The organism is Catenuloplanes japonicus (assembly GCF_000717135.1).
Classification (GTDB): Bacteria; Actinomycetota; Actinomycetes; order Mycobacteriales; family Micromonosporaceae; genus Catenuloplanes; species Catenuloplanes japonicus.
This window is the reverse complement of the sequence record NZ_JNXY01000001.1, coordinates 147,700-174,146: the sequence shown is the minus strand read 5'-3', so window position 1 is coordinate 174,146 and position 26,447 is coordinate 147,700. Positions and strand designations below refer to the sequence as shown.

The 26,447-nt window shown below is 72.1% G+C and carries 27 protein-coding genes; 13 read left to right on the top strand and 14 right to left on the bottom strand.

The features are described from left to right. The first annotated feature begins 143 nt into the window (after window positions 1-143). The 3 genes from OP04_RS00865 (at window position 144) to OP04_RS00855 (ending at window position 4,322) form a co-directional block, all read left to right on the top strand. Entirely contained in the window at window positions 144-1,271 is a 1,128-nt protein-coding gene (locus OP04_RS00865; protein WP_033337490.1) for an ROK family transcriptional regulator, read from the top strand. Window positions 1,272-1,470: 199 nt separating this feature from the next. Beyond that, a complete protein-coding gene (locus OP04_RS00860; protein WP_033337489.1) occupies window positions 1,471-2,904 on the top strand; it encodes an RICIN domain-containing protein in 1,434 nt (477 codons plus the stop codon). Between the two features lie 11 nt (window positions 2,905-2,915). After that, the gene (locus OP04_RS00855) at window positions 2,916-4,322 is read left to right on the top strand and encodes a pectinesterase family protein (protein WP_033337488.1); all 1,407 of its coding nucleotides are present in this window, start codon (window positions 2,916-2,918) and stop codon (window positions 4,320-4,322) included. Between the two features lie 218 nt (window positions 4,323-4,540). Here the strand turns inward: OP04_RS00855 and OP04_RS00850 are convergent, their stop codons facing one another. Further along, window positions 4,541-5,095, bottom strand: coding sequence for a TetR/AcrR family transcriptional regulator (locus OP04_RS00850; RefSeq protein ID WP_033337487.1), 555 nt, complete (start codon window positions 5,093-5,095; stop codon window positions 4,541-4,543). 145 nt (window positions 5,096-5,240) lie between these two features. On the opposite strand from OP04_RS00850, the gene OP04_RS00845 reads away from it, so the two are divergent. From OP04_RS00845 to OP04_RS00835, 3 genes are read left to right on the top strand one after another with little or no spacing between them, the layout of a single operon-like run. Next, window positions 5,241-6,149 (top strand): SDR family NAD(P)-dependent oxidoreductase, encoded by a 909-nt coding sequence (locus OP04_RS00845; RefSeq protein ID WP_051796887.1) that lies wholly within the window; start codon window positions 5,241-5,243, stop codon window positions 6,147-6,149. A gap of 46 nt (window positions 6,150-6,195) precedes the next feature. Continuing rightward, window positions 6,196-6,699, top strand: coding sequence for a GNAT family N-acetyltransferase (locus tag OP04_RS00840; protein WP_033337485.1), 504 nt, complete (start codon window positions 6,196-6,198; stop codon window positions 6,697-6,699). A gap of 52 nt (window positions 6,700-6,751) precedes the next feature. Next, window positions 6,752-7,918, top strand: coding sequence for a DUF5925 domain-containing protein (locus OP04_RS00835; protein ID WP_157239067.1), 1,167 nt, complete (start codon window positions 6,752-6,754; stop codon window positions 7,916-7,918). An 883-nt stretch (window positions 7,919-8,801) separates the two neighbouring features. On the opposite strand, the gene OP04_RS00825 is transcribed toward OP04_RS00835, so the two are convergent. Beyond that, window positions 8,802-9,110, bottom strand: a complete 309-nt coding sequence (locus OP04_RS00825; RefSeq protein WP_033337483.1) for a hypothetical protein — start codon at window positions 9,108-9,110, stop codon at window positions 8,802-8,804. A gap of 293 nt (window positions 9,111-9,403) precedes the next feature. On the opposite strand from OP04_RS00825, the gene OP04_RS00820 reads away from it, so the two are divergent. Next, entirely contained in the window at window positions 9,404-11,299 is a 1,896-nt protein-coding gene (locus tag OP04_RS00820) for a glycoside hydrolase family 5 protein (RefSeq protein ID WP_232323416.1), read from the top strand. Here OP04_RS00820 and OP04_RS48955 read toward each other — a convergent pair. The 6 genes from OP04_RS48955 to dhaK all read right to left on the bottom strand — a co-directional run bounded on the left by OP04_RS48955 (window position 11,278) and on the right by dhaK (window position 16,856). After that, window positions 11,278-11,928, bottom strand: coding sequence for a GNAT family N-acetyltransferase (locus OP04_RS48955; protein ID WP_085066117.1), 651 nt, complete (start codon window positions 11,926-11,928; stop codon window positions 11,278-11,280). The two genes, OP04_RS00820 and OP04_RS48955, sit on opposite strands and share 22 nt — an antisense overlap. An 11-nt stretch (window positions 11,929-11,939) precedes the next feature. Then, window positions 11,940-12,950 carry an SDR family oxidoreductase gene (locus OP04_RS00810; protein ID WP_033337481.1) on the bottom strand — a complete coding sequence of 337 codons (1,011 nt, stop codon included), beginning with the start codon at window positions 12,948-12,950 and terminating at the stop codon, window positions 11,940-11,942. Window positions 12,951-13,187: 237 nt separating this feature from the next. Continuing rightward, window positions 13,188-13,493 (bottom strand): hypothetical protein, encoded by a 306-nt coding sequence (locus OP04_RS00805; protein WP_033337480.1) that lies wholly within the window; start codon window positions 13,491-13,493, stop codon window positions 13,188-13,190. Window positions 13,494-13,625: 132 nt separating this feature from the next. Then, on the bottom strand, window positions 13,626-15,203 hold the full coding sequence (locus OP04_RS00800; protein ID WP_033337479.1) for an FAD-dependent oxidoreductase: 1,578 nt from the start codon (window positions 15,201-15,203) through the stop codon (window positions 13,626-13,628). 82 nt (window positions 15,204-15,285) lie between these two features. Beyond that, on the bottom strand, window positions 15,286-15,879 hold the full coding sequence (gene dhaL, locus OP04_RS00795) for a dihydroxyacetone kinase subunit DhaL (RefSeq protein ID WP_033337954.1): 594 nt from the start codon (window positions 15,877-15,879) through the stop codon (window positions 15,286-15,288). Further along, window positions 15,876-16,856 carry a dihydroxyacetone kinase subunit DhaK gene (gene dhaK, locus OP04_RS00790; protein WP_033337478.1) on the bottom strand — a complete coding sequence of 327 codons (981 nt, stop codon included), beginning with the start codon at window positions 16,854-16,856 and terminating at the stop codon, window positions 15,876-15,878. The genes dhaL and dhaK overlap by 4 nt, the downstream gene beginning before the upstream one ends. Window positions 16,857-16,925: 69 nt before the next feature. On the opposite strand from dhaK, the gene dhaM reads away from it, so the two are divergent. Together dhaM and OP04_RS00780 are read left to right on the top strand one after the other, a co-directional pair. Then, entirely contained in the window at window positions 16,926-17,330 is a 405-nt protein-coding gene (gene dhaM, locus OP04_RS00785; RefSeq protein WP_033337477.1) for a dihydroxyacetone kinase phosphoryl donor subunit DhaM, read from the top strand. A gap of 18 nt (window positions 17,331-17,348) precedes the next feature. Further along, window positions 17,349-17,885, top strand: a complete 537-nt coding sequence (locus OP04_RS00780; protein WP_033337953.1) for a DUF4291 domain-containing protein — start codon at window positions 17,349-17,351, stop codon at window positions 17,883-17,885. On the opposite strand, the gene OP04_RS00775 is transcribed toward OP04_RS00780, so the two are convergent. Beyond that, window positions 17,855-18,427 (bottom strand): TetR/AcrR family transcriptional regulator, encoded by a 573-nt coding sequence (locus tag OP04_RS00775; protein ID WP_033337476.1) that lies wholly within the window; start codon window positions 18,425-18,427, stop codon window positions 17,855-17,857. The genes OP04_RS00780 and OP04_RS00775 overlap by 31 nt on opposite strands. A gap of 22 nt (window positions 18,428-18,449) precedes the next feature. On the opposite strand from OP04_RS00775, the gene OP04_RS00770 reads away from it, so the two are divergent. Continuing rightward, window positions 18,450-19,310, top strand: coding sequence for an alpha/beta fold hydrolase (locus tag OP04_RS00770; RefSeq protein WP_033337475.1), 861 nt, complete (start codon window positions 18,450-18,452; stop codon window positions 19,308-19,310). Between the two features lie 113 nt (window positions 19,311-19,423). Here the strand turns inward: OP04_RS00770 and OP04_RS00765 are convergent, their stop codons facing one another. After that, window positions 19,424-20,008 (bottom strand): HD domain-containing protein, encoded by a 585-nt coding sequence (locus OP04_RS00765; RefSeq protein ID WP_033337952.1) that lies wholly within the window; start codon window positions 20,006-20,008, stop codon window positions 19,424-19,426. 93 nt (window positions 20,009-20,101) lie between these two features. On the opposite strand from OP04_RS00765, the gene OP04_RS00760 reads away from it, so the two are divergent. Then, window positions 20,102-20,635 carry a DUF1697 domain-containing protein gene (locus OP04_RS00760; RefSeq protein ID WP_033337474.1) on the top strand — a complete coding sequence of 178 codons (534 nt, stop codon included), beginning with the start codon at window positions 20,102-20,104 and terminating at the stop codon, window positions 20,633-20,635. Between the two features lie 37 nt (window positions 20,636-20,672). Here the strand turns inward: OP04_RS00760 and OP04_RS00755 are convergent, their stop codons facing one another. The 4 genes from OP04_RS00755 to OP04_RS00740 all read right to left on the bottom strand — a co-directional run bounded on the left by OP04_RS00755 (window position 20,673) and on the right by OP04_RS00740 (window position 24,002). Then, window positions 20,673-21,074: a nuclear transport factor 2 family protein gene (locus OP04_RS00755; RefSeq protein ID WP_033337473.1), complete on the bottom strand. Its 402-nt coding sequence runs from the start codon at window positions 21,072-21,074 to the stop codon at window positions 20,673-20,675. Between the two features lie 35 nt (window positions 21,075-21,109). Continuing rightward, a complete protein-coding gene (locus OP04_RS00750; RefSeq protein WP_051796884.1) occupies window positions 21,110-22,312 on the bottom strand; it encodes a sensor histidine kinase in 1,203 nt (400 codons plus the stop codon). Between the two features lie 233 nt (window positions 22,313-22,545). Continuing rightward, complete coding sequence (locus OP04_RS00745) at window positions 22,546-23,019, bottom strand: protein-tyrosine phosphatase family protein (protein WP_232323415.1); 474 nt, start codon at window positions 23,017-23,019, stop codon at window positions 22,546-22,548. Window positions 23,020-23,306: 287 nt separating this feature from the next. Next, entirely contained in the window at window positions 23,307-24,002 is a 696-nt protein-coding gene (locus OP04_RS00740) for a DUF2306 domain-containing protein (RefSeq protein WP_051796883.1), read from the bottom strand. Window positions 24,003-24,366: 364 nt separating this feature from the next. Here OP04_RS00740 and OP04_RS00735 point away from each other — a divergent pair, with 364 nt between their 5' ends. Both OP04_RS00735 and OP04_RS00730 read left to right on the top strand, forming a co-directional pair. After that, entirely contained in the window at window positions 24,367-25,092 is a 726-nt protein-coding gene (locus OP04_RS00735; protein ID WP_033337949.1) for a TetR/AcrR family transcriptional regulator, read from the top strand. Between the two features lie 32 nt (window positions 25,093-25,124). After that, window positions 25,125-26,447, top strand: a complete 1,323-nt coding sequence (locus tag OP04_RS00730; protein WP_085066116.1) for a dienelactone hydrolase family protein — start codon at window positions 25,125-25,127, stop codon at window positions 26,445-26,447.

Here is a 26,447-nt window from a genome sequence, read left to right as displayed (position 1 = left end):
CCGATGGGGTTTCAAAGGTGACCGGCCACGGATCCGCGGCCCGCGGGAGCGTGCGGGCCGCGACCACGCCGGAAGCGGGCATATGAATGTGATGGGTTTGGATACGCTGTGCCCGGTCTTCGGCGGGAGGAGCGCGCGTGGGCATGCCGATCCGGCCGAGTGGCCCGGCGCGGCAGGCACGCCTGCGCACGCTCAACCTTGAGCTCGTCCTGGACCGGATCGTGGACGCCGGACGGCCGATCTCCCGGACCGAGCTGATCGCGGCGACCGGGCTGACCCGGCCGACGATCACCCGGATCGTGAACCGGCTGATCGAGGGCCGGCTGGTCACGGAGGTGTCGCGGGCGCCGGGGCCGGGCGCGGGGCGGCCGATGATCGGGCTGACGCTGTCCGGGAGCGGGCCGGCCGGCCTGGGGCTGGACATCAGGGCGGACGCGCTGGCCGCGTGCGTGGTGGATCTGACCGGGCGGGTACGGCACACCGCGTTCCTGCCCCGGCCGGCGGACGTGCTGCCGCGTCTGGGTGCGATGGCCGCGGACGCGGTCGCGGCGGTCGCGCGGGAGGGCCTGACCGTGGTCGCGGCGACGCTGGCCGTGCCGGGCCCGGTGCAGGACGGCGTGGTGCGGTCCGCACCGGCGCTGGGCTGGCGGGACGTGGACGCGGTGACGCCGGTCCGCGCGGCCATGCGCGGCCTGGACCTGCCGGTGACGGTGGAGAACGAGGCGCGGCTCGGCGCGCTGGGCGAGCTGTACGCGGGCGATCCGGCCCCGTCCGGCTTCCTCTACGTCTCCGGCGGCCTGGGCATCGGCACCGGCGTGGTGCTGGACGGCGCGCTGATGGGCGGCTGGCGCGGCGAGCTGGGCCACGTGACCGTGGAGCGGGACGGCCCGCCGTGCCCGTGCGGGTCGCGCGGCTGCCTGCTGGGCTTCGCGAGCCTTCCCGACGACGTGTTCGCGCGGGCGGAGGCGGACGATCCGGCCGCGCTGGCGGCGCTGGCCACGGCCGGGTCCGCGCTGGGTGTGGCGCTGTCCGGCGCGCTGAATCTGCTGGACATCCGCACGGTGCTGCTCGGCGGCACGTTCGCGGTGCTGTCGTCGTGGCTGACCGCGGGCGTGCGCGCGGAGATCGGCCGCCGGGTGCCGGCCGCGGCGTGGACGCCGATCGCGGTGCGGCCGTCGCTGCTCGGGCCGGACGCGGCCGCGATCGGGGCGGCGCTGACCGCGATCGACGGCATCCGGCGGCGCCCGTCGGCCTGGCTCGGAAATCTCTGACGTCATCGGGTGCGTAACCGCACGTCAGACCGGCAGGTGAATTAGGGCAATCCATTGACTGTAATTGATGTCACTCCTAGAGTGGGCGGCACCGGCAGCGGCCTCGCGATGGCTCCGCGAGACGGCCGCACCGGGTGGGACGCGCCACCGGGCAGCGCGCCGCCGTCGCCCGTCACCGTCCTCGCGTAAGGAATCCCGCATGTTCAGAAGGAAAACGCTCGGCGTCCTGGCCGCGATCGCCGTCGCCGTGCCGGCCGCGATCATCTACGCGGCGGGGCTCTCCCAGGCCGCGGCCGCCCCGGCCGCCGGCGGCATCTACACGCTGGTGCCCGGCGCCGGCGGCAAGTGCGTGACCGCGCCGTCCACCGCGAGCGGCGCGCTGCTCGTCCAGGCCGCGTGCACGACCGGCAGCACGGCCCAGCAGTGGAAGGTCGTCACGGCCGGCACCGGCAGCAACCTGGTCAACGTCGGCAGTGGACTGTGCGTCGACGTGCCCAGCGGCGCGGCCACGTCCGGCCTGCAGCTCCAGCAGTACGCGTGCGGCAGCCCGCAGGCGAACCGGCTGTGGAGCTTCGCCGCCTCGGCCGCCGCGTCCGGGAAGTACCTGGTCAGCAACGCGGCCACGGCGCTGTGCCTGAGCACGAAGGACGGCTCGACCGCGGGCAACAACCCGATCGTGCAGGAATCCTGCTCGGACGTGTCCCGGCTGCAGATCGCGTTCAACCAGGTGGGCGGGACGTCGGAGCGCGTCTGGTCGAACACGGCGGACGGGTTCGCGCAGGGCACCACCGGCGGCGCGGGCGGCACCACGGTCACCGTGACGAACTACAACGACCTCTACACGTACGCGACGTCGAGCGCGGCCTACGTGATCCGGATCGGCGCGACGATCACGGTGCCGACGTTCGGCACCGAAATTCCGGTCAAATCCAACAAGACGCTGATCGGGGTGGGGAAGAGCGGCGCGATCAGGAACGGCGGCATCTTCCTCGGCGCCGGCGTCAGCAACGTGATCATCCGGAATCTGACCATCGGCGAGACGGACGTGGCCTCGGACGACCCGGACGACAAGGACTTCGACTACGACGGCATCCAGATGGACACCGCGAGCCGGGTCTGGATCGACCACAACACGATCAAGAACGTGAACGACGGCTCGATCGACAGCCGCAAGGACACCACGAACGTCACGATCTCGTGGAACTACCTGCCCGGCCACAACAAGAACATCGGCATCGGCTGGACCGAGAACGTGACGGCCCGGATCACGATCCACCACAACTGGATCCAGAACGCGAACCAGCGCAACCCGAGCGCGGACAACCTGGAGTACGCGCACCTCTACAACAACTACCTGCAGAACGTGACGTCGTACGGCAACTACGCGCGCGGCTACACGAAGATGGTGCTGGAGAACAGCTACTTCCAGAGCGTGAAGGACCCGTACTACCCGGACGCGACCGCGCAGCTGCGCCAGTCCGGCAGCGTCTGCGTCAGCTGCACCGGAAAGCAGCAGACCAGCGGGAACGCGTTCACGCCGTCGAGCTTCTACGCGTACACGCTGGACCCGGCCGCGAACGTGCCGGCGCTGCTCGCCCAGTACAGCGGCCCCCAGTCGAACATCGGCCTGTGAGGAGACCTGCCATGAGAAGACGCCTGTTCGCGGCCCTCGCGGCCCTGGTCGCGCTGCCCGTCATGATCGTCACCGTCCACGCGCAGGCCGCGTCCGCACCGGCGCCGGGCGGGATCTACACGCTCGTGCCCGGCGCCAGCGGCAAGTGCGTGCAGGTCCCGTCCACGGCCAGTGGCGCGCTGCTGGTCCAGGCCGCGTGCGTGGCCGGCAACACCGCCCAGCAGTGGAAGGTCGTCACGGCCGGCACCGGCACCAACCTGGTCAACGTCGGCAGCGGGCTGTGCATCGACGTGCCCAGCGGCGCGACCACGTCCGGCCTGCAGCTCCAGCAGTACGCGTGCGGCAGCCCGCAGACCAACCGGTTGTGGAGCTTCGCCGCGTCGTCCGCGGCCTCCGGCAGGTACACCGTGCCGAACGCGGCCACCGGGCTCTGCCTCAGCACCAAGGACGGGTCGACGGCCGGCAACAACCCGATCGTGCAGGAGACCTGCGCCGACGTCGCGCGGATGCAGATCGCGTTCAACCAGGTCGGCGGCGTCGTCACGCCGACGCCGACCACGGGCACACCCACGGTCGCCAAGGACGGCACCGGGCGCTACTCGACCGTGCAGGCGGCCGTGGACGCGGCCGCGTCGAACAGCGTGATCACCATCAAGGCCGGCACGTACCGGGAGATCGTCACGATCCCGGCGTCGAAGTCGTACCTCACGCTCCAGGGCCTCGGCAGCTCCGCGAGCCAGGTGGTGATCGTCAACAACCACAGCAGCGCCGGAGGGTACGGCACGTCCGGCAGCGCCACGGTCTTCGTCAACGGGCCGAACTTCCGGGCGACGAACCTGACGATCTCCAACGACTACGGCGAGGGCAGCCAGGCGGTCGCGGCGAACGTCAGCGGCGACCGGGGCGTCTTCAGCAACGTCCGGTTCCTCGGCAACCAGGACACGCTGCTGATCAACAGCAACCGGCACTACGTCGTGAACTCCTATGTGGAGGGCACGGTCGACTTCATCTTCGGCGGCGGACTCGCGGTGTTCAGCAACAGCAGCATCTACCAGCGGCGGTCCACCGGCGGGCCGATCACGGCCGCGAGGACGGACGCCGGCGCCACCTACGGCTTCCTGTTCTACAAGTGCACGATCACCGGCGCCACGAACAACACCACCCAGCTCGGGCGGCCGTGGGGCCCGGACGCGCAGGTCCTCTACCGCGAGTCCAGCCTGAGCGCCACGATCAAGACCGCGGAGCCCTGGACCGACATGTCCGGAAATATCTGGGAAAATGCGCGCTTCTTCGAGTACAAGAACACCGGCGCGGGCGCGACCACGAACAGCAACCGGCCACAGATGAGCGACTCCACGGCGGCGAACTACACGCCGCAGAGGTATCTGGCCGGCACCGACGGCTGGAACCCGATCTAGGCCCTTCTCCGCACGGCGCCCGCGGCGGATTCCTCCTCCGCCGCGGGCGCCGCCGCACCGTTCCGGGGACGACCCAGACCCCGAGCCCGCCCACGCGACGCCCCGGCCACCCGGCGCTCCCGGACCCGCCGGGCTGCGGGCGGACGTCCGGGATCACCATCGGCGCGCGCCCACACCCGAACAGGATCAGCGGGCGCCGCATGTGACGGCGGCCGGGGTCAGGGAGCGGGGTGGGTGCGCAGGCCGTCGAGGAGAAGGTCGAGGAGGCGGCCGGCCTGGGTGCGCTGGTCGGGTTTGCCGGCGGCGAGCGTGATGCCGCTGAGGCCGACCAGGACGTCGTCCGGGGTGAGGTCGGCGCGGATCGTGCCGGAGGCGGTGCCGGCGGAGAGCAGCAGCGCCAGCGCGGCGATCATGCGGTCGCGGCTGTGGGCGTACGGGTTGCCGCCGGACGCGATCACCGCGCGCAACGCGTCGGCCATGCCGTGCTTGGTGGTCATGTAGTCGAGGAAGCGGTCCATCCACGCGCGCAGCGCGCGGTCCGGCGGCAGCGCGGCGGCCAGCTCCGGTGCGGCGTCGCAGAGGCGGGAGAGCTCGTTGCGGTACGCGGCCTCGACCAGCGCCTCACGGGTGGGGAAGTGCCGGTAGAGCGTGCCGATGCCCACGCCGGCGGTCTTGGCGACGGACTCGAGCGTGACCTCGGGACCCTCGGTGGTGAAGGCGTTGACCGCGGCGTCGAGCAGCCGTTCGCGGTTGCGCTGCGCGTCGGCACGCATCGGGAGGACACACCTTCTCTCTGACCGTCAAGCGGATTGTGCAGGATATCGCGCCGCGACGCGCCCGGGACCAAGCGGGCTCCTGGCAATCGGAGGCTCCTCCGGTTAACGTTACCGGAGGAGCCTCCGAATAAAGGAGAAGGACATGAACCCCACGGCATCCGAGATCCTGCGCGACGTCGACCTGACCGGGCAGCGCGCGATCGTCACCGGCGGCGCGTCCGGCATCGGGATCGAGACCGCACGCGCGCTGGCGGCCGCGGGCGCGGAGGTGACGCTCGCGGTCCGGGACACCCGGGCAGGCGCGCGCGTCGCGGACGAGATCACCCGGGAGACGCGCAATCCCGGCGTACACCTGGCATATCTTGATCTTGCTGATCCGGTGGGTGTCGGCGCGTTCGCCGGGGACTGGGACGGGCCGCTGCACATGCTGGTCAACAACGCCGGCGTGATGGCGCCACCGCTGACCCGCACCGGGCCCGGGTGGGAGCTGCAGTTCGCGACGAACCACCTCGGGCACTTCGCGCTCGCCACCGGACTTCACCGCGCGCTCGCGTCGGCCGGCGGCGCTCGCGTGGTGTCGGTCAGCTCCAGCGCGCACCTGCGCTCACCCGTGGTGTTCGAGGACCTCCACTACCGGCAGCGCGAGTACGAGGCGTGGGCCGCCTACGGCCAGTCCAAGACCGCCAACATCTGGTTCGCGGTCGAGGCGGCGGCACGCTGGGCACGGGACGGCATCGAGGTCAACGCGCTCACCCCGGGCGCGATCCGGACCAACCTCCAGCGGTACGTCACCGAGGCCGACCTGGCCGCGGCGCGCGCCGCGGCCGGCGGTGGCACCGGACCGGCCTGGAAGACACCGGAGCAGGGCGCGGCCACATCCGTGCTGCTCGCGGCCTCGCCGACGGTCAAGGGTGTCACCGGGCGCTACTTCGAGAACTGCGCCGAGGCCGTCCCGAACCAGCCGGGCACCCGGACCGGATACGCAGCCTGGGCGATGGACACGGACGCGGCCGCACGACTGTGGACGGTGTCGGAAGAGACACTCAGATGAAAAAGCTCACCCCGCCGATCGGCCCCGCATCGTTGATCATGGGGTGATGGAGATTGTGCCGCTGACCGCCGAGGACCATGCCGCCGCCGAGGTCGATCTCGCGGAGGTGCTGCTCGAGTGCGTGCTCGGCGGCGCCAGCGTCGGGTTCACGCTGCCGTTCGCCGTGGAGGACGCGCGCGCCTACTGGCGCGACGCCCTCGAGAACCCGGAGGCCCGGACCTGGGTCGCGCGCGACGGCGGCCGGATCCTCGGCGTCGTGCGCCTGCTGCCGGCCGCCCAGCCGAACGCGCCGCACCGCGCCGAGGTCGCGAAACTGCTGGTCCACCCGGACGGGCGGGGCCGCGGCCTCGGCGGCGCACTCCTGGTGGCCGCGGAGGAGGGCGCCCGCGCGCTCGGGCGTACCCTCCTGGTGCTGGACACCGAGACCGGCAGTGTGGCGGAAGGTCTGTACGCCCGGCGCGGCTGGACCAGGGTCGGCGAGATCCCGGAGTTCGCGCTCACCCCGACGGGTGACCGGGCTGCGACCACGATCTTTCGCAAGCACGTGTAAGAAAGCAGAAATAGGTTGGTCGGCGCCCGTCCGGCCCCGGATCATGGGACAGATGAACACCCCCCGGCAGCCCGTCGAGGCGCGCGACAAGAAGACGGCCACGGGCGCCAAGGCGACCGCGGCCAAGTCGAAGGCGCCCGAGCTGGTCGGCGCGCTCCCGATGTCCGGCTCCGTCGACGACGGTGACCGCCTGGTCGACGTGGTCGACCTGCTGGCGATAAGCGCGTTCACCACCGGCCGGGAGCCGTACGGGCGCACCACCCACCTGGAGAACGTGCGCTCCGACGCGAAGCTCACCGTCGACGGCGCGCGCGTGCTGCGCGAGGCGGTCGAGGACACCGGCCGCGGCCGCCTGATCGCCGGCGACGGCTTCACGCTGCACGTCAACCACTGGACCCAGTCCCGCCGCGCCACCGTCATGGTCACCGCCGTCAGCGCGGAGCTGGCCGAGTCCGTGGTGACCAGCGTCATCGACGGCGCGGTCGAGGAGCCCGAGCCCACGCCCGACACGGTCGGCATCGGCTTCTGGCACTTCGGCCCGCACGGCCCCCGCCGCGTCGAGCGGCAGATCGACGCCGCCCCGTGGGACGCGATCCGCGGCAACTACGCCGGCGGCGTGGCCGGCGCGCTCGACCGGGTCATGGCCCAGGACGGCGAGGCTCCCGACGGCCGGCTCCTGCTGCTGCACGGCCCGCCCGGCACCGGCAAGACCACGCTCATCCGCGCACTCGCCCAGGAGTGGAAGTCCTGGTGCCAGGTCGACTGCGTGCTCGACCCGGAGCGCCTGTTCGCCGACCCGGCCTACCTGATGAACGTCGCGCTCGGCGGCGACGACGAGGACGGCCCGCGCTGGCGCCTGCTCGTGCTCGAGGACTGCGACGAACTGATCGGCGGCGAGGCCAAGGCCAGCTCCGGCCAGTCCCTGTCCCGCCTGCTCAACCTCACCGACGGCCTGCTCGGTCAGGGCCGCAACGCGCTCATCGCGATCACCACCAACGAGGACCTGACCCGCCTGCACCCCGCCGTCATCCGCCCCGGCCGCTGCCTGGCCCAGATCGAGGTCGGCCGCCTCCCGTACGCGGAGGCCACGTCCTGGCTCGGCCGCTCCGACGGCATCACCCCCGACGGCGCCACCCTCGCCGAGCTCTTCGCCCTCCGCTCCGGCACCGCCCCCGTCACCCTCCCCGACCCCCCGGCCAACACCGGCATGTACCTCTGACCCCGGCCCTGACGCGCGTGCGGTAGGTGGCCTGCCGCCCGCTCCGGCAAGATCAAGATCCAGTTCATTTGCCCGCTTCCAGCGTGGTGCAGCCCGCATGCTCCCGCGGGCAAACCTCGCTGCGGACAAAGACTCCGCTGGCGCTCCGCTTTCCCCTTCGCATCGGAGCCGGTCCCGCCGCTGGTCACCGAAACCCCGCGACACCCGCCTCCCGCCAGCCCCATCGCGCCCGCCCCAGGCCGCCAGCGCCCAGCGCGCCCGCCCCAGGCCGCCAAGCCGCCCGCCCCAGGCCCGCCAAGCCGCCAGCGCACGTCGCACGGATCCGGGCGCTCCGCGCCCGAAATTTCACCATAAAGGAGCCGCTGTAGCCGCCCACCGTGGAGGCGAAACCGGCCGCAGGCGGCCGTCGCAACCGGATGGATCATTGAGCGGTGCGAAAAGGAGGTCAACTAGCGCTGTTGACCTCCTTTTCGTAACGGTCAATGATCGTTCGGCGCGGGGCATCGCCGGGAGGCTGGATCGGGCCTGGCTTCCGGTCGACGGCGCCCGCGATTTATGCCGAAATTTCGGGCGCGGAGCGCCTGGACGATCGCGCGGACCGGACCCCTGATGACGGCGCGTCAGAACGCGGAAAGCCTGCACGCTACGGATGGGCGCGAGCCGGCCGAAGAGTGGGTGGCGGTGCCGGGATCCGGTGAGGACCGAGAACCCGAGGTCACCGGCGGGCCGGTGGCGAGGTCCCGGGAAGTGTCGGCGCAGCCGTCCGGGAAGCTCATGTCGTGGTACGCACCTGCCGACGTCGCGGGCGGCGCGGAGCGCATATGACCCCGCACCGCGGAGCGATATGGCGGATTCCGGGCGTTCACGGCGCGATGCAGCAGCGTCACCAGTTCGGCGTCGATAGTCCCTTGTGCAGGCGCGCGTGGAGACCGCGGCGGACGGCGCGGTGACGCGGCGACCATCGCGCCCTTGTGCAGGCGCGCGTGGAGACCGCCCTGGCCGCGAGCGAACGTGACGCCGGCGCCTTCTTGATCCGGGGCAGCACCACCGCAGAATCGGGATGTCCGCGCACGAGAGCGGGCAGCGTGACACCCACGTACGCGTCGTTCCGATCGATGGCCTCGTCGACCGCCTCCGGCCGTTCCACCGCACCGAGCCGGCTGCCGACGAGCCAGGGCGGACCGGCCTTCACGTCGTCGATCGTGGCATCTCTTCCGCGCCACCCCTTGGGCGGACCAGGCGGCGGCCGGCGCGGCGGGAGCACCGCGTGGCCGGTGCCGGTTCTGCCTGGACCACGGCGGAACCGGCTCCGATCGGGGGTCGGAAGCGGAGCGCCAGCGGAGTCTTCCGATCCTCGGAGGTTGGCCCGCGGGAGCAACGCTGCCGGACCACGCCGGAAGCGGGAATATCTGTTCGTGAAGGGTTTCCCGGAGGGAAGGTGAGAGGCGGTGTCGCGGGAGGCTTTCATGGACTTAGATGTGTTGTGTGACCATCGTGCGCTCGGCGTTCCGTTCCCTGATGGTGCTGTGCCTGCCGCTTGCCGGCGTCGTGGCAGCGACGCCGGCACCGGCAGCAGGCCCGGCCGCCGCACGCCCGGCCGCCAGCCCGGCCATCGCGAGTCAAGCCGCCTGGACGCCGCCGTTGAGCACGCGTGGGCGTTACATCGTGGATGCGGACGGGAATCGGTTCAAGCTGCGGTCGGCGAACTGGCACGGGGCCAGCGGGACGTGGAACGGGTCCGGTGACACGGAGGCGGATGCGAATCATCATGCGGGCGAGAATTCCCGCCGGGTGCCGCTGGGGCTGGATCGGGCGCCGCTCGCCGAGATCGTCGCCGGGTTTCAGAGTGTGGGGCTGAACAGCGTCCGGCTGCCGTTCTCCAACGAGATGGTGCACGGCACACAGCCGGTCAGCGACGCCGCCGTGACCGCGAATCCGCAGCTCAAAGGCTTGACACCGCTTCAGGTGTACGACCGGGTGGTGGCCGCGCTGACCGGCGCGGGCATGGCCGTGATCCTCAACAATCATACGAACACGACCCGATGGTGCTGCGGCGTCGACGGCAACGAGCGGTGGAACGCGTCCCAGAGCGCGCAGGCGTGGGAGGACGACTGGGTGTTCATGGCGGCGCGCTACCGCAACGATCCGCGGGTGGTGGGCGCGGATCTCTACAACGAGGTGCGCCGCAACGTCATGGACGACCCGAACTGGGGGCTCGGCAACGATCATGATTGGTTCGCGGCGTCGCAGCGGGCCGGGGACCGCATCCTCAAGGACGCGAATCCGCACCTCCTGATCATGGTGGAGGGGATCAACTGGACCGGCATCCCGGTGGACGGGTTCGCGCACGAGCGGCCCACGCTGCGCCCGGTCCGGACGTTGTCGCACACGCTGCTGGTCAGCGGCAAGCTGGTGTATGCCGCGCACTTCTACGACTACACCGGGCCGAACCACAGCGGCGCGACCGGGATCGGCGAGACCACGGATCCGCGGTACCGGGACCTGAGCCCGGAGGAGCTGGCGGCGGTGCTGTTCCGGGACGCGTTCTACGTGGCGGCGGAGTCCGGGCAGCACTTCACGGCGCCGGTGTGGATCAGCGAGTTCGGTGTGGACGGGCATGCGGCGGCCGGGTCGAAGCAGCGCGACTGGTTCAACCGGTTCGTGGACCAGTTGATCGCGGCGGACGCGGACTTCGCGTACTGGCCGGCGGTGGGCTGGGCGGAGCAGCGCGGCGGCAACGGCTGGGCGCTGCTGTTCTGGAACCGGGCCGGGCAGCGGGAGGACATGAACGACTGGCGCGCGGAGCCGTGGACCCGGCTGATCAACGCGACCGGCCGGCAGGGGTTCGTGGCGCCGGTCGCCCGCTGGTCGATGCTGAGCCCGGACTACGGCGACTTCGTGGCGTCACTGCGGCTGCGCGGCCAGGACTGGGACAACGGCGCTCGGAAGGCCGCCTGTCCGGACGGTCAGCGACTGATCGGCCTGAGCCACACCGGCAACCGCGGCCTCTGCACCGACATGTCGGGAATTTGGACGACACATCAGGTCGTCACGGATGAGCGGTACGTCTCGCGTGACTGGGCCTCCGGGTACACGAAGCTGCAGTGCCCTGCCGGGTCCGTGCTGATCGGATACGCCGTGCGCGGCGCCGCGATGTCCAGCGCGCTCTGTGGTGCCGTCGCCGGCACGACGGCCGGCACGGGCCGCACGGTGTGGTTCGACCGGGGTGACAACCGGCCGTCGTCCGGGGGCGGCGAGTTCGCGAGCGGGCACTACAAGGGACAGTGCGCGGCGGACGAGTACGCGGCCGGCATCGCCTACACCGGCCGGATCTTCTCGTCGAGGACGCCGGACGCACTCTACTGCGTGCGCCAGGCGTAGCGGCGGCGTGTGCGGAAGACCGGGCGCGGTCGGGAGCAGCGCAGCTCGTAGCCCGGGTCGACGTGCTCGGACCAGAGCGTCCGCAGCGTCCGCCCGTTCTCCAGCGTGACCGTGGCCGGGCCGGTCGTCGGCGTGAAACCGGACCCGGCGAGCCAGCGCTGCGACGCGGTGTTGGCCGGTTCGCTGCCGGCGACCAGCCGTTCGAGCCCGAAGTGCCGGTGCGCCAACGTGGTCACGGTCTCCAGCATCTCGTGCCCGTAGCCCTGCCGCCGGTAGTCGCGGTGCATCGAGCCGCCGATCTCGCTGACCTGGTTGCGGCTGAAGACGGACACGTTGCCGACGAGGTGGCGCGTCTGGCGGCTGATCCCGGCGAAGAACAGGAAGTGCGGGTCGACCGGCATCATGTCGTCCGGCTCCGCCGTGTTCTCGACCGGGTCCGCGATCGGGCCGAGCGGCACCTGCATCCATCCGCGCACGGCCTCGTCCGTCATCTCGTCGCGGTTGCCCGGATCCTCGGCCGCCTGCCGCATCCAGCGTGCGAAGTCGTTCGCGCGGCTGCTGACGATCCACAGCCGGGGCGTCTCCGCCACGTGCAGGTCGTGCGGCCCGCACACCACACCGGTTCTCATGAGCTAAACCTTTACACCGCGACGGGGGTACGGAGAAGCCCTTGTTCCGACAGGCTTCGCGCGGTGTCCACAATGGTCACGTCGATCGGGCGGGGCCGCCAGCCGAGCACCTCACGGGCCTTGCCGGCGTCGGTGTGCCGGACCACGCCCAGGTCCGGAACGATCAGGGCGAGCCGCGGGCTGACGCGCGCGGCCAGGCGCACGGTCCAGTCCGGCACGGTGCGCAGCGGGACCCGGCGGGCCGCGTCGCCGCACCGGTCGCGCAGCAGCCGCGCGATCTGGAGCAGCGACATCGCGCCGGCCGTGGCGATGAACCGCTCCCCCGCGGCCGCCGGGCCGGTCATCGCGCGCACGTGCAGGTCCGCGACGTCCCGCACGTCGGCCACGCCGTAGGTGAGGCGGGGCAGCACCGGCAGCGCGCCGTTGAGCAGCCGCGCGACCAGGTCGACGTAGAGCGAGTAGTCGCCGGTGAGCGGTGGCCCGAAGATCCCGGTCGGGTTGATCACGGACAGTTCCAGGCCGCCGCCCTCACGTGCGACGAAGTCCCAGGCGGCGCGCTCGGCCAGCGGCTTGGACCGGATGTAGGCGCCCATCGGCTCGCCGTCGAGGTCGCTCCAGTCCGCCTCGGTGAACGTGCGCCCGAGGTCCCGGTGCCCGTAGCCGATCGCCGCGAACGACGAGGTGAGCACGGTCCGGCGGACGCCCGCGTCCCGGGCCGCGCGCAGCACCCGCAGCGTGCCGTCGCGGGCCGGGCCGATCACCTCGCCGGGGTTCCTCGGCTCCTTCGGCGGTAACGGCGAGGCCACGTGCAGGACCGTGTCGCAGCCGTGGGCCGCTTCCGCCCAGCCCTCGTCCCGGCCGAGGTCCGCCACCGCGATCTCCACGGGTTCCGGGATCCTGCTCGCCCGCGCGGGCGAGCGCACCGTGGTCCGCACGCGGTAGCCCTGCCGGAGCAGGCGAGCGATGCAGTGGCCGCCGAGGAAGCCTGAGCCGCCGGTCACCAGGACCAGATCGCCGGTCATGGGATTCTCCTCGGACGCAGGCGGTTCGGACCATCCTACGACCTGCGACCTGCGGCGCGTGACGACCGCGCCGGCGCCGGATCTGCCGGCCGGCGGAGACAGATCGGCCGAGAGACGACGCCGCCGGGCGCCTGCGCGGACGTCCTGCCGCACCCGCAGAATCGGGAGGCGGGGACCTGCGGCCTGTTGCTGTTGGGGAGGGCGGGGACGGTGGGACCCGCGTACCCCCTGATGATTTTAGGTTTCGAAATCGACCTCGTAGTGGCGGACCAGGGAGTCGAAGCGGATGAAAAGCGGGCGGACCGCGTCGGCGATGACCGGGGTCTCGGGGGTGTCGCCGGCGAAACGGTGGACCGCGTCCATGGTCTCGAAGTAGGTGATGGAGAGGAACTCGACCTCGTCGTCGATGGTGCGGCGCATCAGGCGGGCGCCGCCGAAACCGTTGACCGCACGCAGCGTGGAGAGCACCTCGGCGCGGTAGTGGCGGTCGTAGGCGTCGGCGTCCTGAGCGTGGACCCAGCCGCGCCAGACTCGTGCGATCACGGACCGACCTCGCCTTCAGCGTTGGTGACGGGGTCGATTGTGCCGGTTCGCGCGCGGTCGCGGGGGGCGAACCGCGGCCTCGAGCTGCCGGTTCACGTGCCTGAAACAGTGCCGAGGCCGCGTGTTCACCGCTCAGCGACGCCGGGCCCGGACCACCACGTCGTGCACCGAGGTCTCGGCGCCGTCCGGCCCGGTGGCCGGGCGGGCGCGCTCCTCGGCGACCTGAATGTCCCACTCGTCCGGCTTGAGGGCGGCGGCGATCTCGGGTGCGGTCATGAACATCTCGGGCAGGTCCGGGCGCGGGATCGTGGAGGACGCCACGTCGGTGTAGCTGTGGTTGACGATCAGCAGCGTGCCGCCGGGCGCGACGCCACCGGCCAGACGGCGGTAGAGATCCTCGCCCGCGGCGCCGTACATGTGCACAAAATGCCTGCTGATCAGGTCGTACGCGCCCGGCTCCGGCGCCCAGGAGGTCAGGTCGCCCTGCTCCCAGGTGACGGTGAGACCGCGTTCGGCCGCGTGCGCGGCGGCCCGCTCCAGCGCGGTGGCGGAGATGTCGACGCCGGTGGTCTCCCAGCCCTGCGCGGCCAGCCAGAGCGCGTCGCCGCCCTCGCCGCAGCCGGCGTCCAGCGCGCGGCCCGGGGTCAGGCCGGCGACGTCGCTGACCAGGTGCGCGTTCGCCTTCCCCCTGAACAGGTGGGTGCCGTGCCCGGCGTAGCGCTTCTCCCAGTAGTCGCGCGAGAAGAGCTCGCCGGGGTTGTCGCCGTCCACGCCGAGGCGCTTGAACGCGACCGCGCGCCGCGTCTCCTGCATGACCAGGTCGGCGTTGAGCGCGGCGCCGGCCATCAGCCCGGACGCGGCGGACGTGATCACCTGGGCCATCGGGTCGACGACGTTGCCGGCCGCGTAGATGCCGGCGACCGCGGTGGCGCCGGTCGGCGCGACCGGGACGAACGGGCCGACCGGCGTCTCCTGAGTGGTCAGGCCGAGCATGGTGAGCAGCGTGTCGCGCGGGCGCAGGCCGGTCTGGACCACGAGGGCGTCGCGGGGGACGGTCTCACCGGAGTCGAGGCGCACGCCGGTCAGCCGGTCGTCGACGATCTCCAGGCCGGTGATCACGCCCTCGACCAGGCGCACCCTGCGGGCCTCCAGCTGTTCGCGCTGTTCGTCGGTGAGCGCGAAGCCGTCGTGCAGGAAGAGCGTCACGTCGGGGGTCCACTGGCCCCAGAGCAGCGCGCCGTGCACGGCCATCGGGCCGGTCGCGATGACGCCGATCGCCCGGTCCCGGACCTCCCAGCCGTGGCAGTAGGGGCAGTGGAGCACGTCCTTGCCCCAGCGATCTTCGAGGCCGGAGATGTCCGGAATTTCGTCGACGAGGCCGGTCGTGACCATGATTCGGCGTGCTTTGACGGAAATTTCGTCGGTTGTCACGGTGAATCCGTGGTCGGCGTCGCCGGACACCGCGGTCACGCGTGCGTCCAGGAACTCTCCGCCGTAGGACGAGACCTCGCCGCGGCCGATGCTCAGCAGTTCGGCCGGCGGTGTGCCCTCGCGTCCCAGATAGTTGTGGATGTGCCCGGCGGGCCGGTTGCGCTGCTCGCCCGCGTCGATGACCAGCACGGAGCGGCGCGCCCGGGAGAGCGTGAGTGCACCGCTCAGACCGGCCGCGCCGCCGCCGATGACCACCACGTCGTACTGCTGCTGTGCCACGGTTCCTCCTCGTTTCCGACGTGAACGAGCGTCGCCCGCACCCTCAGGAAACGACAAGAAAGCTTGCCGTATTGGCAAAATGCTACGTGCCGGCCAGCGCCTGGAAGATCAGCGCGGTGGAGGTGGCGCCCGGGTCCTGGTGGCCGACGCTGCGTTCACCGAGGTAGGACGCCCTGCCCTTGCGGGCCTGCAGTCCGGTGGTGTCCTCCGCCCCCTTCGCCGCCGCGGCCGCCGCCGCCAGCGCGCCGCTGGATTTGAACGCCGCGGCCGCGGGCAGCCACGCGTCCACCATCGTCTTGTCGCCGGGCTGCGCGCCGCCCAGCTTCCGGATCGCGGCCAGGCCCGCCTCCAGCGCGTCGCCGAGCTGCTCCCGGGTCACGTCCGCGCTGGTCAGTGCCTTGCCCATGGCCCGGAACGCGGAGCCGTAGAGCGGTCCGGACGCGCCGCCGACCTTCGAGATCAGCGTCGCACCGGTCTTGGTCAGCACGTCGCCGACCGTCTCCGCCTCGAAACCGTCGAGCGCGAGCGTGACGGCGGCGAAGCCCCGTTTCAGGTTCGCACCGTGATCGCCGTCGCCGATCGCGGAATCCAGCCGGGTCAACGTCTCCGCGTCCGCCTCGACCTTCGCCGCGATGGCCGCGATCCAGTCGCGCGCCTGATCGACATTCATGATCATGACCCCCATCGCAATCCGGGGGTACGCACCGGCGCGTCCCACAGTCGCAGGATCTCGTCGTCCGCGTGGCAGAGCGTGAGCGAGGCGCCGGCCATGTCCAGACTGGTCACGTAGTTCCCGATCAGGCTGCGCCGCACGGTGACCAGCTTGGAGACCTCGCCGAACAACAGGTACAGCTCGATCAGCGGCGTTCCGCCCAGCCCGTTGAGCAGCACGATCGCGTTGTCGCCCAGGCCGGGCTTGGCCTCCAGGATCGCCTCGACCATCAGCGCGGCGACCTCCCGCGCGGACGTGACCTTCGATCGCCGCCGGCCCGGCTCGCCGTGGATGCCGACGCCGACCTCCATCTCGTCGTCCGGCAGGTCGAAGCCCGGCTGCCCGGCCGCGGGCGTGGTCGCGGCCGTCAGCGCCACCGCGAACGAGCCGGACCGCTCGTTCACCCGGCGCCCGATCGCGGCCACGTCCGCCAGCGGGGCGCGTTCCTCCGCCAACGCGCCCGCGACCTTCTCCACGATCAGCGTGGCCCCGGTGCCGCGGCGGCCCGCGGTCCAGGTCGAGTCCTCCACCGCGACGTCGTCGTTGACCAGCACGGTCTCCACGGTGATCTTCTCGTCCGCGGCCAGGTCCGCCGCCATCTCGAAGTTGAGCACATCGCCGGTGTAGTTCTTGACGATGTGCAGCACGCCCGCGCCGCCGTCCACCGCGCGCGTGGCGGCCACGATCTGATCCGGCACCGGCGACGTGAACACCTCGCCCGCGCAGGCCGCGTCCAGCATGCCCGGACCGACGAGACCGCCGTGCAGCGGCTCGTGCCCGGAGCCGCCGCCGGAGACGATGCCGACCTTGCCGCGGATCGGCGCGTCTCCGCGTACCACCAGTTGATTCTCGGGGTCCACACGCAGCTCGGCGTGGGCCGCGGCCAGCCCCGCGAGCGCCTGCGCCACCACGTCACCAGGGTCGTTGATGAACTTCTTCATCGGTGCGCTCCCTTCCACCGGTCAGCTTTCCCTCCCGCCGGGGATTCCGCCAGGCGTTAGGCTCCTGACATGGTGGGGATAGTCCTGATTTCGCACAGCGGTCTTCTCGTGGACGGGCTCCGCGATCTCCTCGGCGAGCTCCGCGGGCCCGATCCGGTCACGATCGAGGTGGCCGGCGGCACCGAGGACGGCGGTCTCGGCTCCAGCGAGGACCTGATCCTCGCCGCGATCTCCCGGGCCGACCGCGGCGACGGCGTGCTGATGCTGGCCGACCTCGGCAGCTCCGTGCTGACCGCACTGACCATTCTGGAGGATCTCGACCGCAAGGACGTCCGGCTCGCGGACGCGCCGCTGGTCGAGGGCGCGATCGCGGCCACGGTCACGGCCTCGACCGGCGCGTCGCTCGACGCGGTCCTGGCGGCCGCGGAGGAGGCCCGCACGGTGGCGAAATTCGGTGGCCTCGACGGCGCCTGAGTGGCACCGTCCGCAGTCGTGCAACACGAGATCCGCGCGGCCTACGACAACGCCACGATCACCGTCTACCAGGCCTACTCCCCCGCGATCGCAGGTCCGGCGCTGGTCGCGGGCACGTTCGTGCCGCCGTTCTCGTTCACCCGGATGACGTGGATCAAGCCGTCCTTCCTGTGGCTCATGCACCGCAGCAACTGGGCGCAGAAGCCAGGTCAAGAGCGGATCCTGGCGGTACGGATGACGCGCGCCGGATTCGACGCGGCGCTGGCCGAGGCGGTGCCGACGACCGGGGCGCACGCCGGGGCACGGGTGCACGTGCAGTGGGACCCGGAGCGGTCGCTGCGCGGCGCCGCGCTGAACGTCTACAGCATCCAGGTGGGGATCGGGCGCGCGCTCATCCGTACCCTCGTGGATGAATGGATCGTGTCCTTGACCGACGTGACACCGCTCGCCGTGAAGATCAACTCGTTGGTGCGGGCGGGCCGGGCGCCCCAGGCTCAACGGCTGCTGCCGCCGGACCGGGTCTATCAGCCCTCCCTGAAGATCAGCTCCAGATGATGGCGCAGGACCGCGACCGCGCCGTCCGCATCGCGCTGACCGGCGAGAATGCTGGAGCCGAGGCCGTTGGTGAGCGCGAGCAGGCCGGCCGCGGCCAGCTCCGGCTCCGGACGCTCCGCCTTCCGTAGCTGCCCGGCGATGACGCGCTCCAGGCCGTCCGGGTAGGCGACGCCGCCCTCGCTCAGGTGCGGCTCGGTCAGCACCAGGCTGTAGAACGCGGCGAACGTGCGAGTGATCCTGACCCCCTCGGCGTCCGTGGGCAGCACCGCGAGCAGCAGCTCCGTGACGGCCTCGCGGGGCTCCATGGTGGCCTTGAGCCGGGACTTCATCCGGTCCGCGAGCTGCTCCGCGAGGTAGCCGAGCGCGGCGAGCAGCAGCGCGTCCTTGGTGTGGAAGTAGTACTGCACCAGGCGCAGCGAGACGCCCGCGGCGACCGCGACCTCCCGCATGCTGGCGTGCTGCAGGCCGCGCTCCTCGGCGAGGCGCAGCAGGGCACCGGCGATGTGCCGCTTCCGCTCGTCATGGTCCACCCGTTTCGGCATTTTTTGATGATACGCTCGTACCATGAAAACCAGCGAATTCACGTCCCCTGCGGGTCTCTCGCGTTTTCTCGCCGCCCATGACGCGGCTCTGACCAGGTTGATGCCGTTCCCGCCGTCTCCGGTGCCCACGTCGTTCGGCACCGCGGTCGCCTACCGGGGTGGCGCGTCCTCGGGCACGCCGATCGTGCTGGTGCCGGGCGCGGGCGGAAGCGCGATCACGTGGTATCGGCTGGTGGCCCGCCTCGGACGAGACAATCCGGTCATCGCGCTGGACCTGGTCGGCGAGCCGGGCGCCGCACGGCAGACCGCGCCGATCACCACCGCGCGCGACGTGGCCGTCAGCCTCGCGGAGACGCTCGACGCGCTCGACGTGCCCCGGGCGCACCTGGTCGGCATGTCGTACGGCGGCTGGACCGCGCTCCGCCACGAGATCGACCTCCCGGGGCGCGCGGCCAGCCTGACGCTGCTCGACCCGGCCGGGTTCGGGCGCGTGACCACGCGTTTCATGCTGTGGCTGATCGCCGGCGGCCTGGCGAGCTTCGCGCCCCGCGCGCTGCGGCACCGGCTGGCGGGCCCGCTCCGCAACGCGACGCTGCGGGACGACGAACTGATGGCCCTGCTGCCGCTGCAGATGTCGTTCCGGCGGCGGCTCCCCGCGCCGGACGTGTTCACGGACACGGAACTGTCCGGTGTGGACGTGCCCACGATGTTCCTGCTGGGCGAGCACAGCGCGCTCTATCCGGCGGCCTCGGCGGCGGCGCGGCTGACCTCGGTGATGCCGAAGGCGCGGGTGGAGATCGTTCCGGGCGCGTCGCACGACGTGCCGACGTACGCGCCGGACGAGGTCGCGGACCGGATAGCGACGTTCCTGACGTCGGTGTGACCGCGGGGTTCGCCAATCGGCGCGCCGCGGGGTTTACCGCTCGGCGCGCCGAGGGATGTGGCGTTCGGGGCGCTGCGGGATTCGCCGTTCGGGCCGCCGGTGTTCCGGGCCGGTCAGACTGACACCGGGTAGGCGGCCTGGAACGCCAGCCGCGCGTCCGCGCCCTCCGCCACCCGCTGCAGCACGTCGTCGAGCAGCAGGAACGCGTCCCAGCGCGCGGCACCCGACGCTGTGGCCAGCCGATCGACGACCAGCATCTCCAGATCCTCGGCCCGCTTCGCCTTCCAGATCTTGTCCGCCAGCGCCACCAGCAGATCCTCGTCCCGGATGTCCGGCCGCGTCCACGAGGCATGATCCCGTGCGGTCCTGGCCAGCGGTTCCGGCACGCCGCGGTCCCGCAGCAACGTGTAACCCGCGGCCTCGTGCGCATGCCCCGGACCGGACAGCTCCGCCGGATGGATCACCTTCCCGATGTCGTGGATCGCGGCACCGAACAGCACCAGTTCCCGGTCGAAGACCAGGTGCCCGGCCAGCGCGCCGGTCACCTGCCACGCGACGTCGTGCACGGCCCGCAGGTGCGCGGCCAGGCGCGGCGGCGCGGCCAGCGACCGCAGGTGCCGTGCCGCGGTCTCGGGCAGCGGCCTGAGACCACCGTCGGTAAGGGCGGCCTGGAGCAGGCGGCCGGTCGCATTGTTCATCGGTTCCACAGTCTCCTGGCCGGTCTCGATCCGGACCGCACCCGCCCGCGTGTGCACTTGACGCCTCCGGCCGGGTCGGCAAGCCTGGCCGTCATGACCAGGTACGTCCTGCTGCTGCGCGGCATCAACCTCGGCCGCAACCGCCGCATCGGCATGGCCGATCTGCGCGAGCTCCTCACCGCCGAGGGCTACGCGAACGTGGCCACGCTACTGCAGAGCGGCAACGTGCTGCTGGACTCCGGCCTGCCGCGCGGCGAGCTGGGACCGGCGGTCGAGCGCGCGATCGAGAAGCGGTTCGGCATGGCCGTCGAGGTCATCCTGCGCGACCGCGCCGACCTGGCCGCCGTGGTCGCGGAGAACCCGCTGGCCGGCGTGGCCGACGACGGCTCCCGTTTCACCGTGTCGTTCCTGTCCGGGCCGCTCACGACGCCGATCGGCGAGCTGCTGGCCGGCGTCGACCCGGTCGACGACCGTTTCGCGGCCCGGGACACCGAGATCTACGTCTGGTGCCCGCACGGCCTCAGCAACAGCCCGGTCATCACCGCACTCGGCAAGATCAAGAACCAGCCCTCCGCCACGGTACGCAACTGGAACACCGTCCAGAAGCTCCTCGCGATGATGGACTGACCACTCCGGTCGTACCCTCATCGGCTTTGTGTGTTGCTCAAGGACCGAACAGCCCGTCCGGTGGCAGCAGCCGCTCCGGCCGCACGTGCGAATAGTCCCGCGCCTCCGCGACCAGCCCGTCCGCCCCGAACCGCAGCACCGTGCACCCGGTAATCGTCAACGGCGCGTCCCCCGGATAGGTCACCGCCCAGTACTCCACCGCGGCCGTGTCACCGTCCACCCGCGGCTCCCCGAACCACACCTCGGCCGGCCGTGTCTCCTCCTCGAAGCACTCCACCAGATAGTCCCGCAGCCCGGCCCGCCCCTCGTAACGCCGGAACATCGACGCCCAATGGTCCGCCCCCTCGCCGTGCAGCGCCGCGATCGCCTCCACATCCCGCGCCGGCCACCCGGCCGCCCACACCGCCGCCCACCTCGTCGCCGCCTCCCGCACATCCATACCCACCTTCCTACCAACGGGGTACGACAGGAGCATCATCGCGCTGCGGGAAGGGTCACGGTGAAGCGGGCGCCGGGAGCGGCGTCCTCGTAGCGGGTGTCGCCGCCGTGGGCGCGGGCCAGTTCGCGGACCAGCCACAGGCCGAGGCCGACCGCGCCGGGCAGGTCGCCGGAGGTGCCGTAGCGGGCGAAGAGGCGGTCCCGGTCCGCGGGTGCGACGCCGGGGCCGTGATCGCGGACCGCGAGCCAGATCATGGTGTCCGGGGCCGGGCCGGCCGTGATCTCGACCGGCGGGATGCCGTACTTGGCCGCGTTGCCGACCAGGTTGATCACGATCTGTTCGAGGCGCTGCGGGTCGGCGGTGACGGTGAGGTCCGGCGGGACCTGGACCGCGATGTTCCGGACGTTGAGGAAGCCGATCGCGTCCTGGCAGGCCTTGCGCAGGCAGATCGGTGTGAGTTCGAGCCGGAGCGTGCCGCGGGACTCGACCCGGTCCAGGTCGAGCAGCCCGGAGGCGAGCCGGCCGAGGCGGGCGGACTGGCGGAGCGCGGATTCGAGGAACTGGCTGCGCTTGTCCGCCGGCAGGTCACCGTCGCGGATCATCTCCAGTACCAGCTGGATGGTGCTGAGCGGGGAACGCACGTCGTGCGCGACGGCCGAGGTCAGCCCGCGGCGCCAGCGCTCGACGCCGGAGAGCTGTTCGAGCGTGTCCCGCAGCGCGCCGACCCGCGCGTTGATCATGATGGCCACCGCCACCGCGACCGGGATCAGGCCGCCGACACTGCCCACCACGTCCGGCGGCTGGCCGGTGAGCAGCAGCGGCATCACGTAGCTGACCGCGGCGAACGGGCTGAGCGCCCAGATCACCCACCGGGGGAAGTGCAGGCCGAGCCAGGCGAAGAACAGCACGTAGAACGGCCCGGTGCCGGCCGCGACCCCGCCGAACACCCAGGTGGAGAACCCGAGCACGGCGAGCGCGAACGGCGTGGCCGTCACCGGGGCGAGCGGCGGCCACCGGGACCAGGGCAGCAGCCAGATCAGCGCGGCCAGCCCCAGGTCCGCGGCCGCGATCGCGATCAGCGCACCCGGCCGGGGCGAACCGGCGAACAGCCCCAGCACCGCGGCCAGCCCGGAGAGCGCCAGCAGCACGGCCGCCTGGCGTGCGGCCGCCCGCGGGCCCGGATCGCCGAGCCCCGCCCGCACGCGCAGCCCGGCCCACCACCCCCGTGAGCTGGCCATACGACCGAAACTATCCGCATTCAACCCATAAATCCGAAGAACGGAGACTCATCGGGTACGCCGTCAGCGTTTGTCGGGCCCCGCGTTGATCATGGCTTCCAGCCGTGTCGCGGCCCTGCGCGCCCAGGGCACCACCGAGCGCGGTCGCCAGCCGGTCGAACGGGTCCTCGAACGGCAGCGCCGCCGCCAGCTCGGGCACCGCCCACGGCCCGCCGCAGGACCGACCGAGCGAGTCAGTTGCGGGGGAAGCCGGTGACGAAGCGGCGCTGCCAGGGGGTTTCGACGGCGTGCGGGCTGTAATGGGTGCGCACGAAAGGGATGGCGTCGGCGGGTGGGAGGCCGTCGAGGATCGCGAGGCAGGCCAGCGCGGTACCGGTCCGGCCGCGGCCGCCGTTGCAGGCGATCTCGACCCGCTCGGCCGCGGCGCGGTGCCAGGCCTCGCGGAAGGCCTCGGCCGCCGCGGCCGGGTCCAGCGGGAGCCAGAAGTCCGGCCAGCGAACCCAGGTGCTGGGCCAGGCGGTGCCGGGTGGTCGGCGCCCGCGCAGGTAGAGCGCGAAGTCCGGCGCCGGGCCGGGCGGAATCGGATGGCGCATGCCGCGACCGCGCACCAGACGGCCGGACGGCAATCGCAGCACGCCGGCGGCATCCCGGCCCCACGTCGGCACGGCGTCGTTCCACGTCGCCATCGGATCGTCCCGCGTTGTCATGAAGACACGCTAGCCACCTCCCTGACGTGTCGTCATCGACCCCAGCGGCGCCCGCGAACCGCAGCGCCACCGGGCAACGTCGGCCGCCTCCGGCCGTGGCGGCCTGAAGTCGTGGCAGCCGCTGTCGCTGCCAGGTCACGTCGGCGGCTACAGAGGCTCTGCGCGCGATCGGTGTCGTGAAGCCGGGCGGCGGCCACGTACCGCGCGATCAGCTCGGCGCGCAGTTCGCGGTGATGGGCACGGAGGCGGCCGGGAGGCTGCGGGGGGCCGAGGGCTCGGACTGCGGGTCAAGGGGTCACGGTGGCCACCGCCTCCGGACGTGGGGTGGGGGACTCGGGGCGGCGGGGTGGGCGCTCGAGCCAGGCCTCGGCGAGGAGCAGGGGGATGGTCCAGCCGAGCCAGGTGGTGAGGCCGCCGATGGTCCACATGGTGAGCTGAGGGTCGTCGGCGATCTTGGTGGGCAGGGTGGGCAGCACGAAGATGGCGATCACGATGCCCCAGAGGCGGTTGGAGATGATCGAGGCGGAGAGCACGTAGCTGCGGATCATCCAGCGGCGGTGCTCACGGAAGCGGTGACGGCGTGCGGCGCGCCAGCCGGCCAGCGTGGTGCCGAACCAGAGCAGCGCCAGCAGCACGCTGCTCGCGCCGGCGACCGGGCCGAACGGGGTGAAGACGCCCAGCACCAGCCCGGTCGCGGCGGCGGGGAGCGCGCCGCCGAACACGTAGAGCCTGCCCACCCGGCGGTGCAGCGCGGGGCGGGCCTGCCGCAGCCACGGCCAGACCTGCAGCGCGCCGCCGAGCAGCGCGACGGAGCCGAAGACGACGTGCGCGACCAGCCACCAGAACTGGCCGGGAAGCGCGGTGTTCTCCGGGACGCGGGACCGGGCCGGCTCCAGGCTCAGGTAAGGCGGCAGCGAGAAGGCCAGGAAGACGACGATCAGGAAGAGGAGGGGAAAGATCCACTTCGATTGCGCGTATCTCATACGCACGAGCGTATCTGATACGCTCGGCGTATGTCACACGCTTTCCCGGGCCGCATGTCGAGCACGACACGCACTTCGGGTCCCGCACGCACTGCCGGTCTCGCACGCACTGCCGGTCTCGCACGCACTGCCGGTCTCGCACGCACTGCCGGCCTCGCACGCACTCCGGATTCGGCACACGCGCCGAGCAGGGCGCCCGCTCCAGGCACCGCGCACACCGCGGGTCCCGCACACGCTCCGGACACGACGCACGCCCCCGGCAGGGCGCACGTTCCAGACCCACCGCACCCTCCGGACACGACGTACGCCTCGGGTACGGCGCACGCTTCGGGTACGGCGTACGCGCGCCGCTATGATCGGCGCGATGGCCGACATCGGAATGCCGCGCAGCCTGCGAATCCTCTGGGACATGGAGGAGCAGCCGGTCAAACGGCCCGTGCAGTCGCTGACGCGCGAGCGGATCGTGGCCACCGCGATCGAGATCGCGGATACGGACGGCATCGCCGCGCTCTCCATGGCCAAGCTCGCGGAACGGCTGGGCAGCGCGACCATGTCGCTCTACCGGCACGTGGCCAACAAGGAAGAGCTCCTGATCTTCATGAGCGACGCCGCCCCGGGCACACCGCCGGCAATCGACCCGGGCGGCGACTGGCGAGCCGGCCTGGAGGTCTGGGCGCTCGCGCTGCGCGAGGTCTACCTGCGTCATCCCTGGATCCTGGTGATCAACCCCGGCCGCCCGCCGCTCGATCCGGGCCAGCTCGCCTGGGCCGACGCAGGCCTGGCCGCGCTGAGCCGGACCGGGCTCGACGGCAGCCGGCGGCTCGCCGCGATCATGGCGGTGCTCAACTACGTGCGCGGCGAGGCGCAGATCAGCGCGGGACTGGCCGGTTCCGCCTGGGCCGACGAGGAGACCCAGCAGCGGTACGGCGACCTGATGCGCCTGCTGGTCACCCGCGATCGCTTCCCGCACCTGGCGGCCGCGTCCGAGGAGGGCGCGTTCGCGATGGAGGAGGAGGCCGACGGCGCCGCCTTCTCGTTCGGCCTGGCACGCATGCTCGACGGAATCGGGCATATCATCGACAAGTCTTGATGGAAAGCGCTTTCCCGCCTAGCATCGGCGGCATGAAGCGCCGCGCGTTCACCGCCCTCCCCGCCGCCGCGCTGCTGCCCGCGGCCCTCCCGCACCTCGACACCCGCCTCGGCACCACCTCACCACCGGGCGGATCGCCGGGCACCGACGCGGCCGGCGCGTCCACCACCTCCGACGCCACCGCGGGAGCCGACGCCACCGGCACCGCGGGAGCCGGCCCCACCGGCGTTGCGGGAACCCCCGGCCCCGGCGGCCCGCTCGACGCGTTCGAGTCCCCCGGCGTCGTCCACGGCAACCTGCCCGCGTTCTACGAGCGGTTACGCGCCGACCTGACGTACCCCGACGCCTGGGGCCGTTCCCCCATCCGCGACTTCGGCGCGTGGCGACGGCACGCCCGCACGCTGGTCGAGCGCCATCTGGTGCACCCGGCCGACGATCGGCTCCCGTTCCGCCCGCACGTGCTCCAGGAGCAGAAGAGCCCGCGGGGGTACGTCCGGCGCCTGCTCGCGTTCGACATCACCCGGTACAGCCGGGTGCGGGCCGCGCTGCTCACGCCGGACACGCCCGGCCCGCACCCCGCCGTGCTGCTCCTGCACGACCACGGCGCCCGCTTCGACATCGGGAAGGAGAAGTTCGTCGAGCCGTGGTACGACGAGGGCCGCCTCGCCTCCGCTCGCGAGTGGACGACCCGGCTGATGAGCGGCCGTTTCGTCGGCGACGAGCTGGCCGCGCGCGGCTACACCGTGCTGGCCGTGGACACGCCCGGCTGGGGCGATCGCGCCGGTCTGGTCTACGAGCAGCAGCAGGCGCTGGCCGGCAACCTCTACGAGCTCGGCTCCGCCCCGGCCGGCCTGGCCGCTCGCGAGGACGTGCGCGCCGCCGCGTTCCTGGCCTCGCTCCCGGGCGTCGACCGCGGCCGGGTCGGCGTGGCCGGCTTCTCGATGGGCGGGTTCCGGGCCTGGCAGGTCGCGGCGCTCTCAGACCACGTCGCCGCCGCCGTCTCCGCCTGCTGGCTGACCACGACGGCCGACATGATGGTGGTGGGCAACAACACGCTGCGCGGCCAGTCGGCGTACTGGATGCTGCACCCCGGCCTCAGCCGCCACCTGGACATCCCGGACGTCGCGAGCATCGCCGCGCCGAAGCCGCTGATGGTCTTCGACGGCGAGCTGGACACGCTGTTCACGCCCGCGGGCGTGGCCGCCGCCCACGCCCGCCTGCGCGCGGTCTGGCAGTCCCGGCGTGCCGCCGACCGGCTGTCCACCCACGTCTACCCGGGCAAGGCCCACGTCTTCGACGCCGACATGCAGGAGGACGCCTTCGCCTGGCTCGACCGCGCCCTCCGCCGGCGCTGA

Excerpts from the sequence above, each read along its gene's own strand:
- dhaM (WP_033337477.1), top strand. The coding sequence starts at position 16,926 with ATGGTGGGGATAGTCCTGATTTCGCACAGCGGTCTTCTCGTGGACGGG.
- OP04_RS00755 (WP_033337473.1), bottom strand. The coding sequence starts at position 21,074 with ATGGATGTGCGGGAGGCGGCGACGAGGTGGGCGGCGGTGTGGGCGGCC.
- OP04_RS00850 (WP_033337487.1), bottom strand. The coding sequence starts at position 5,095 with ATGCGTGCCGACGCGCAGCGCAACCGCGAACGGCTGCTCGACGCCGCG.
- OP04_RS00835 (WP_157239067.1), top strand. The coding sequence starts at position 6,752 with ATGAACACCCCCCGGCAGCCCGTCGAGGCGCGCGACAAGAAGACGGCC.
- OP04_RS00730 (WP_085066116.1), top strand. The coding sequence starts at position 25,125 with ATGAAGCGCCGCGCGTTCACCGCCCTCCCCGCCGCCGCGCTGCTGCCC.
- OP04_RS00735 (WP_033337949.1), top strand. The coding sequence starts at position 24,367 with ATGGCCGACATCGGAATGCCGCGCAGCCTGCGAATCCTCTGGGACATG.
- OP04_RS00855 (WP_033337488.1), top strand. The coding sequence starts at position 2,916 with ATGAGAAGACGCCTGTTCGCGGCCCTCGCGGCCCTGGTCGCGCTGCCC.
- OP04_RS48955 (WP_085066117.1), bottom strand. The coding sequence starts at position 11,928 with ATGAGAACCGGTGTGGTGTGCGGGCCGCACGACCTGCACGTGGCGGAG.
- OP04_RS00810 (WP_033337481.1), bottom strand. The coding sequence starts at position 12,950 with ATGACCGGCGATCTGGTCCTGGTGACCGGCGGCTCAGGCTTCCTCGGC.
- dhaK (WP_033337478.1), bottom strand. The coding sequence starts at position 16,856 with ATGAAGAAGTTCATCAACGACCCTGGTGACGTGGTGGCGCAGGCGCTC.
- OP04_RS00840 (WP_033337485.1), top strand. The coding sequence starts at position 6,196 with ATGGAGATTGTGCCGCTGACCGCCGAGGACCATGCCGCCGCCGAGGTC.
- OP04_RS00745 (WP_232323415.1), bottom strand. The coding sequence starts at position 23,019 with ATGACAACGCGGGACGATCCGATGGCGACGTGGAACGACGCCGTGCCG.
- OP04_RS00750 (WP_051796884.1), bottom strand. The coding sequence starts at position 22,312 with ATGGCCAGCTCACGGGGGTGGTGGGCCGGGCTGCGCGTGCGGGCGGGG.
- dhaL (WP_033337954.1), bottom strand. The coding sequence starts at position 15,879 with ATGATCATGAATGTCGATCAGGCGCGCGACTGGATCGCGGCCATCGCG.
- OP04_RS00740 (WP_051796883.1), bottom strand. The coding sequence starts at position 24,002 with ATGAGATACGCGCAATCGAAGTGGATCTTTCCCCTCCTCTTCCTGATC.
- OP04_RS00775 (WP_033337476.1), bottom strand. The coding sequence starts at position 18,427 with ATGCCGAAACGGGTGGACCATGACGAGCGGAAGCGGCACATCGCCGGT.
- OP04_RS00765 (WP_033337952.1), bottom strand. The coding sequence starts at position 20,008 with ATGAACAATGCGACCGGCCGCCTGCTCCAGGCCGCCCTTACCGACGGT.
- OP04_RS00865 (WP_033337490.1), top strand. The coding sequence starts at position 144 with ATGCCGATCCGGCCGAGTGGCCCGGCGCGGCAGGCACGCCTGCGCACG.
- OP04_RS00860 (WP_033337489.1), top strand. The coding sequence starts at position 1,471 with ATGTTCAGAAGGAAAACGCTCGGCGTCCTGGCCGCGATCGCCGTCGCC.
- OP04_RS00845 (WP_051796887.1), top strand. The coding sequence starts at position 5,241 with ATGAACCCCACGGCATCCGAGATCCTGCGCGACGTCGACCTGACCGGG.
- OP04_RS00760 (WP_033337474.1), top strand. The coding sequence starts at position 20,102 with ATGACCAGGTACGTCCTGCTGCTGCGCGGCATCAACCTCGGCCGCAAC.
- OP04_RS00770 (WP_033337475.1), top strand. The coding sequence starts at position 18,450 with ATGAAAACCAGCGAATTCACGTCCCCTGCGGGTCTCTCGCGTTTTCTC.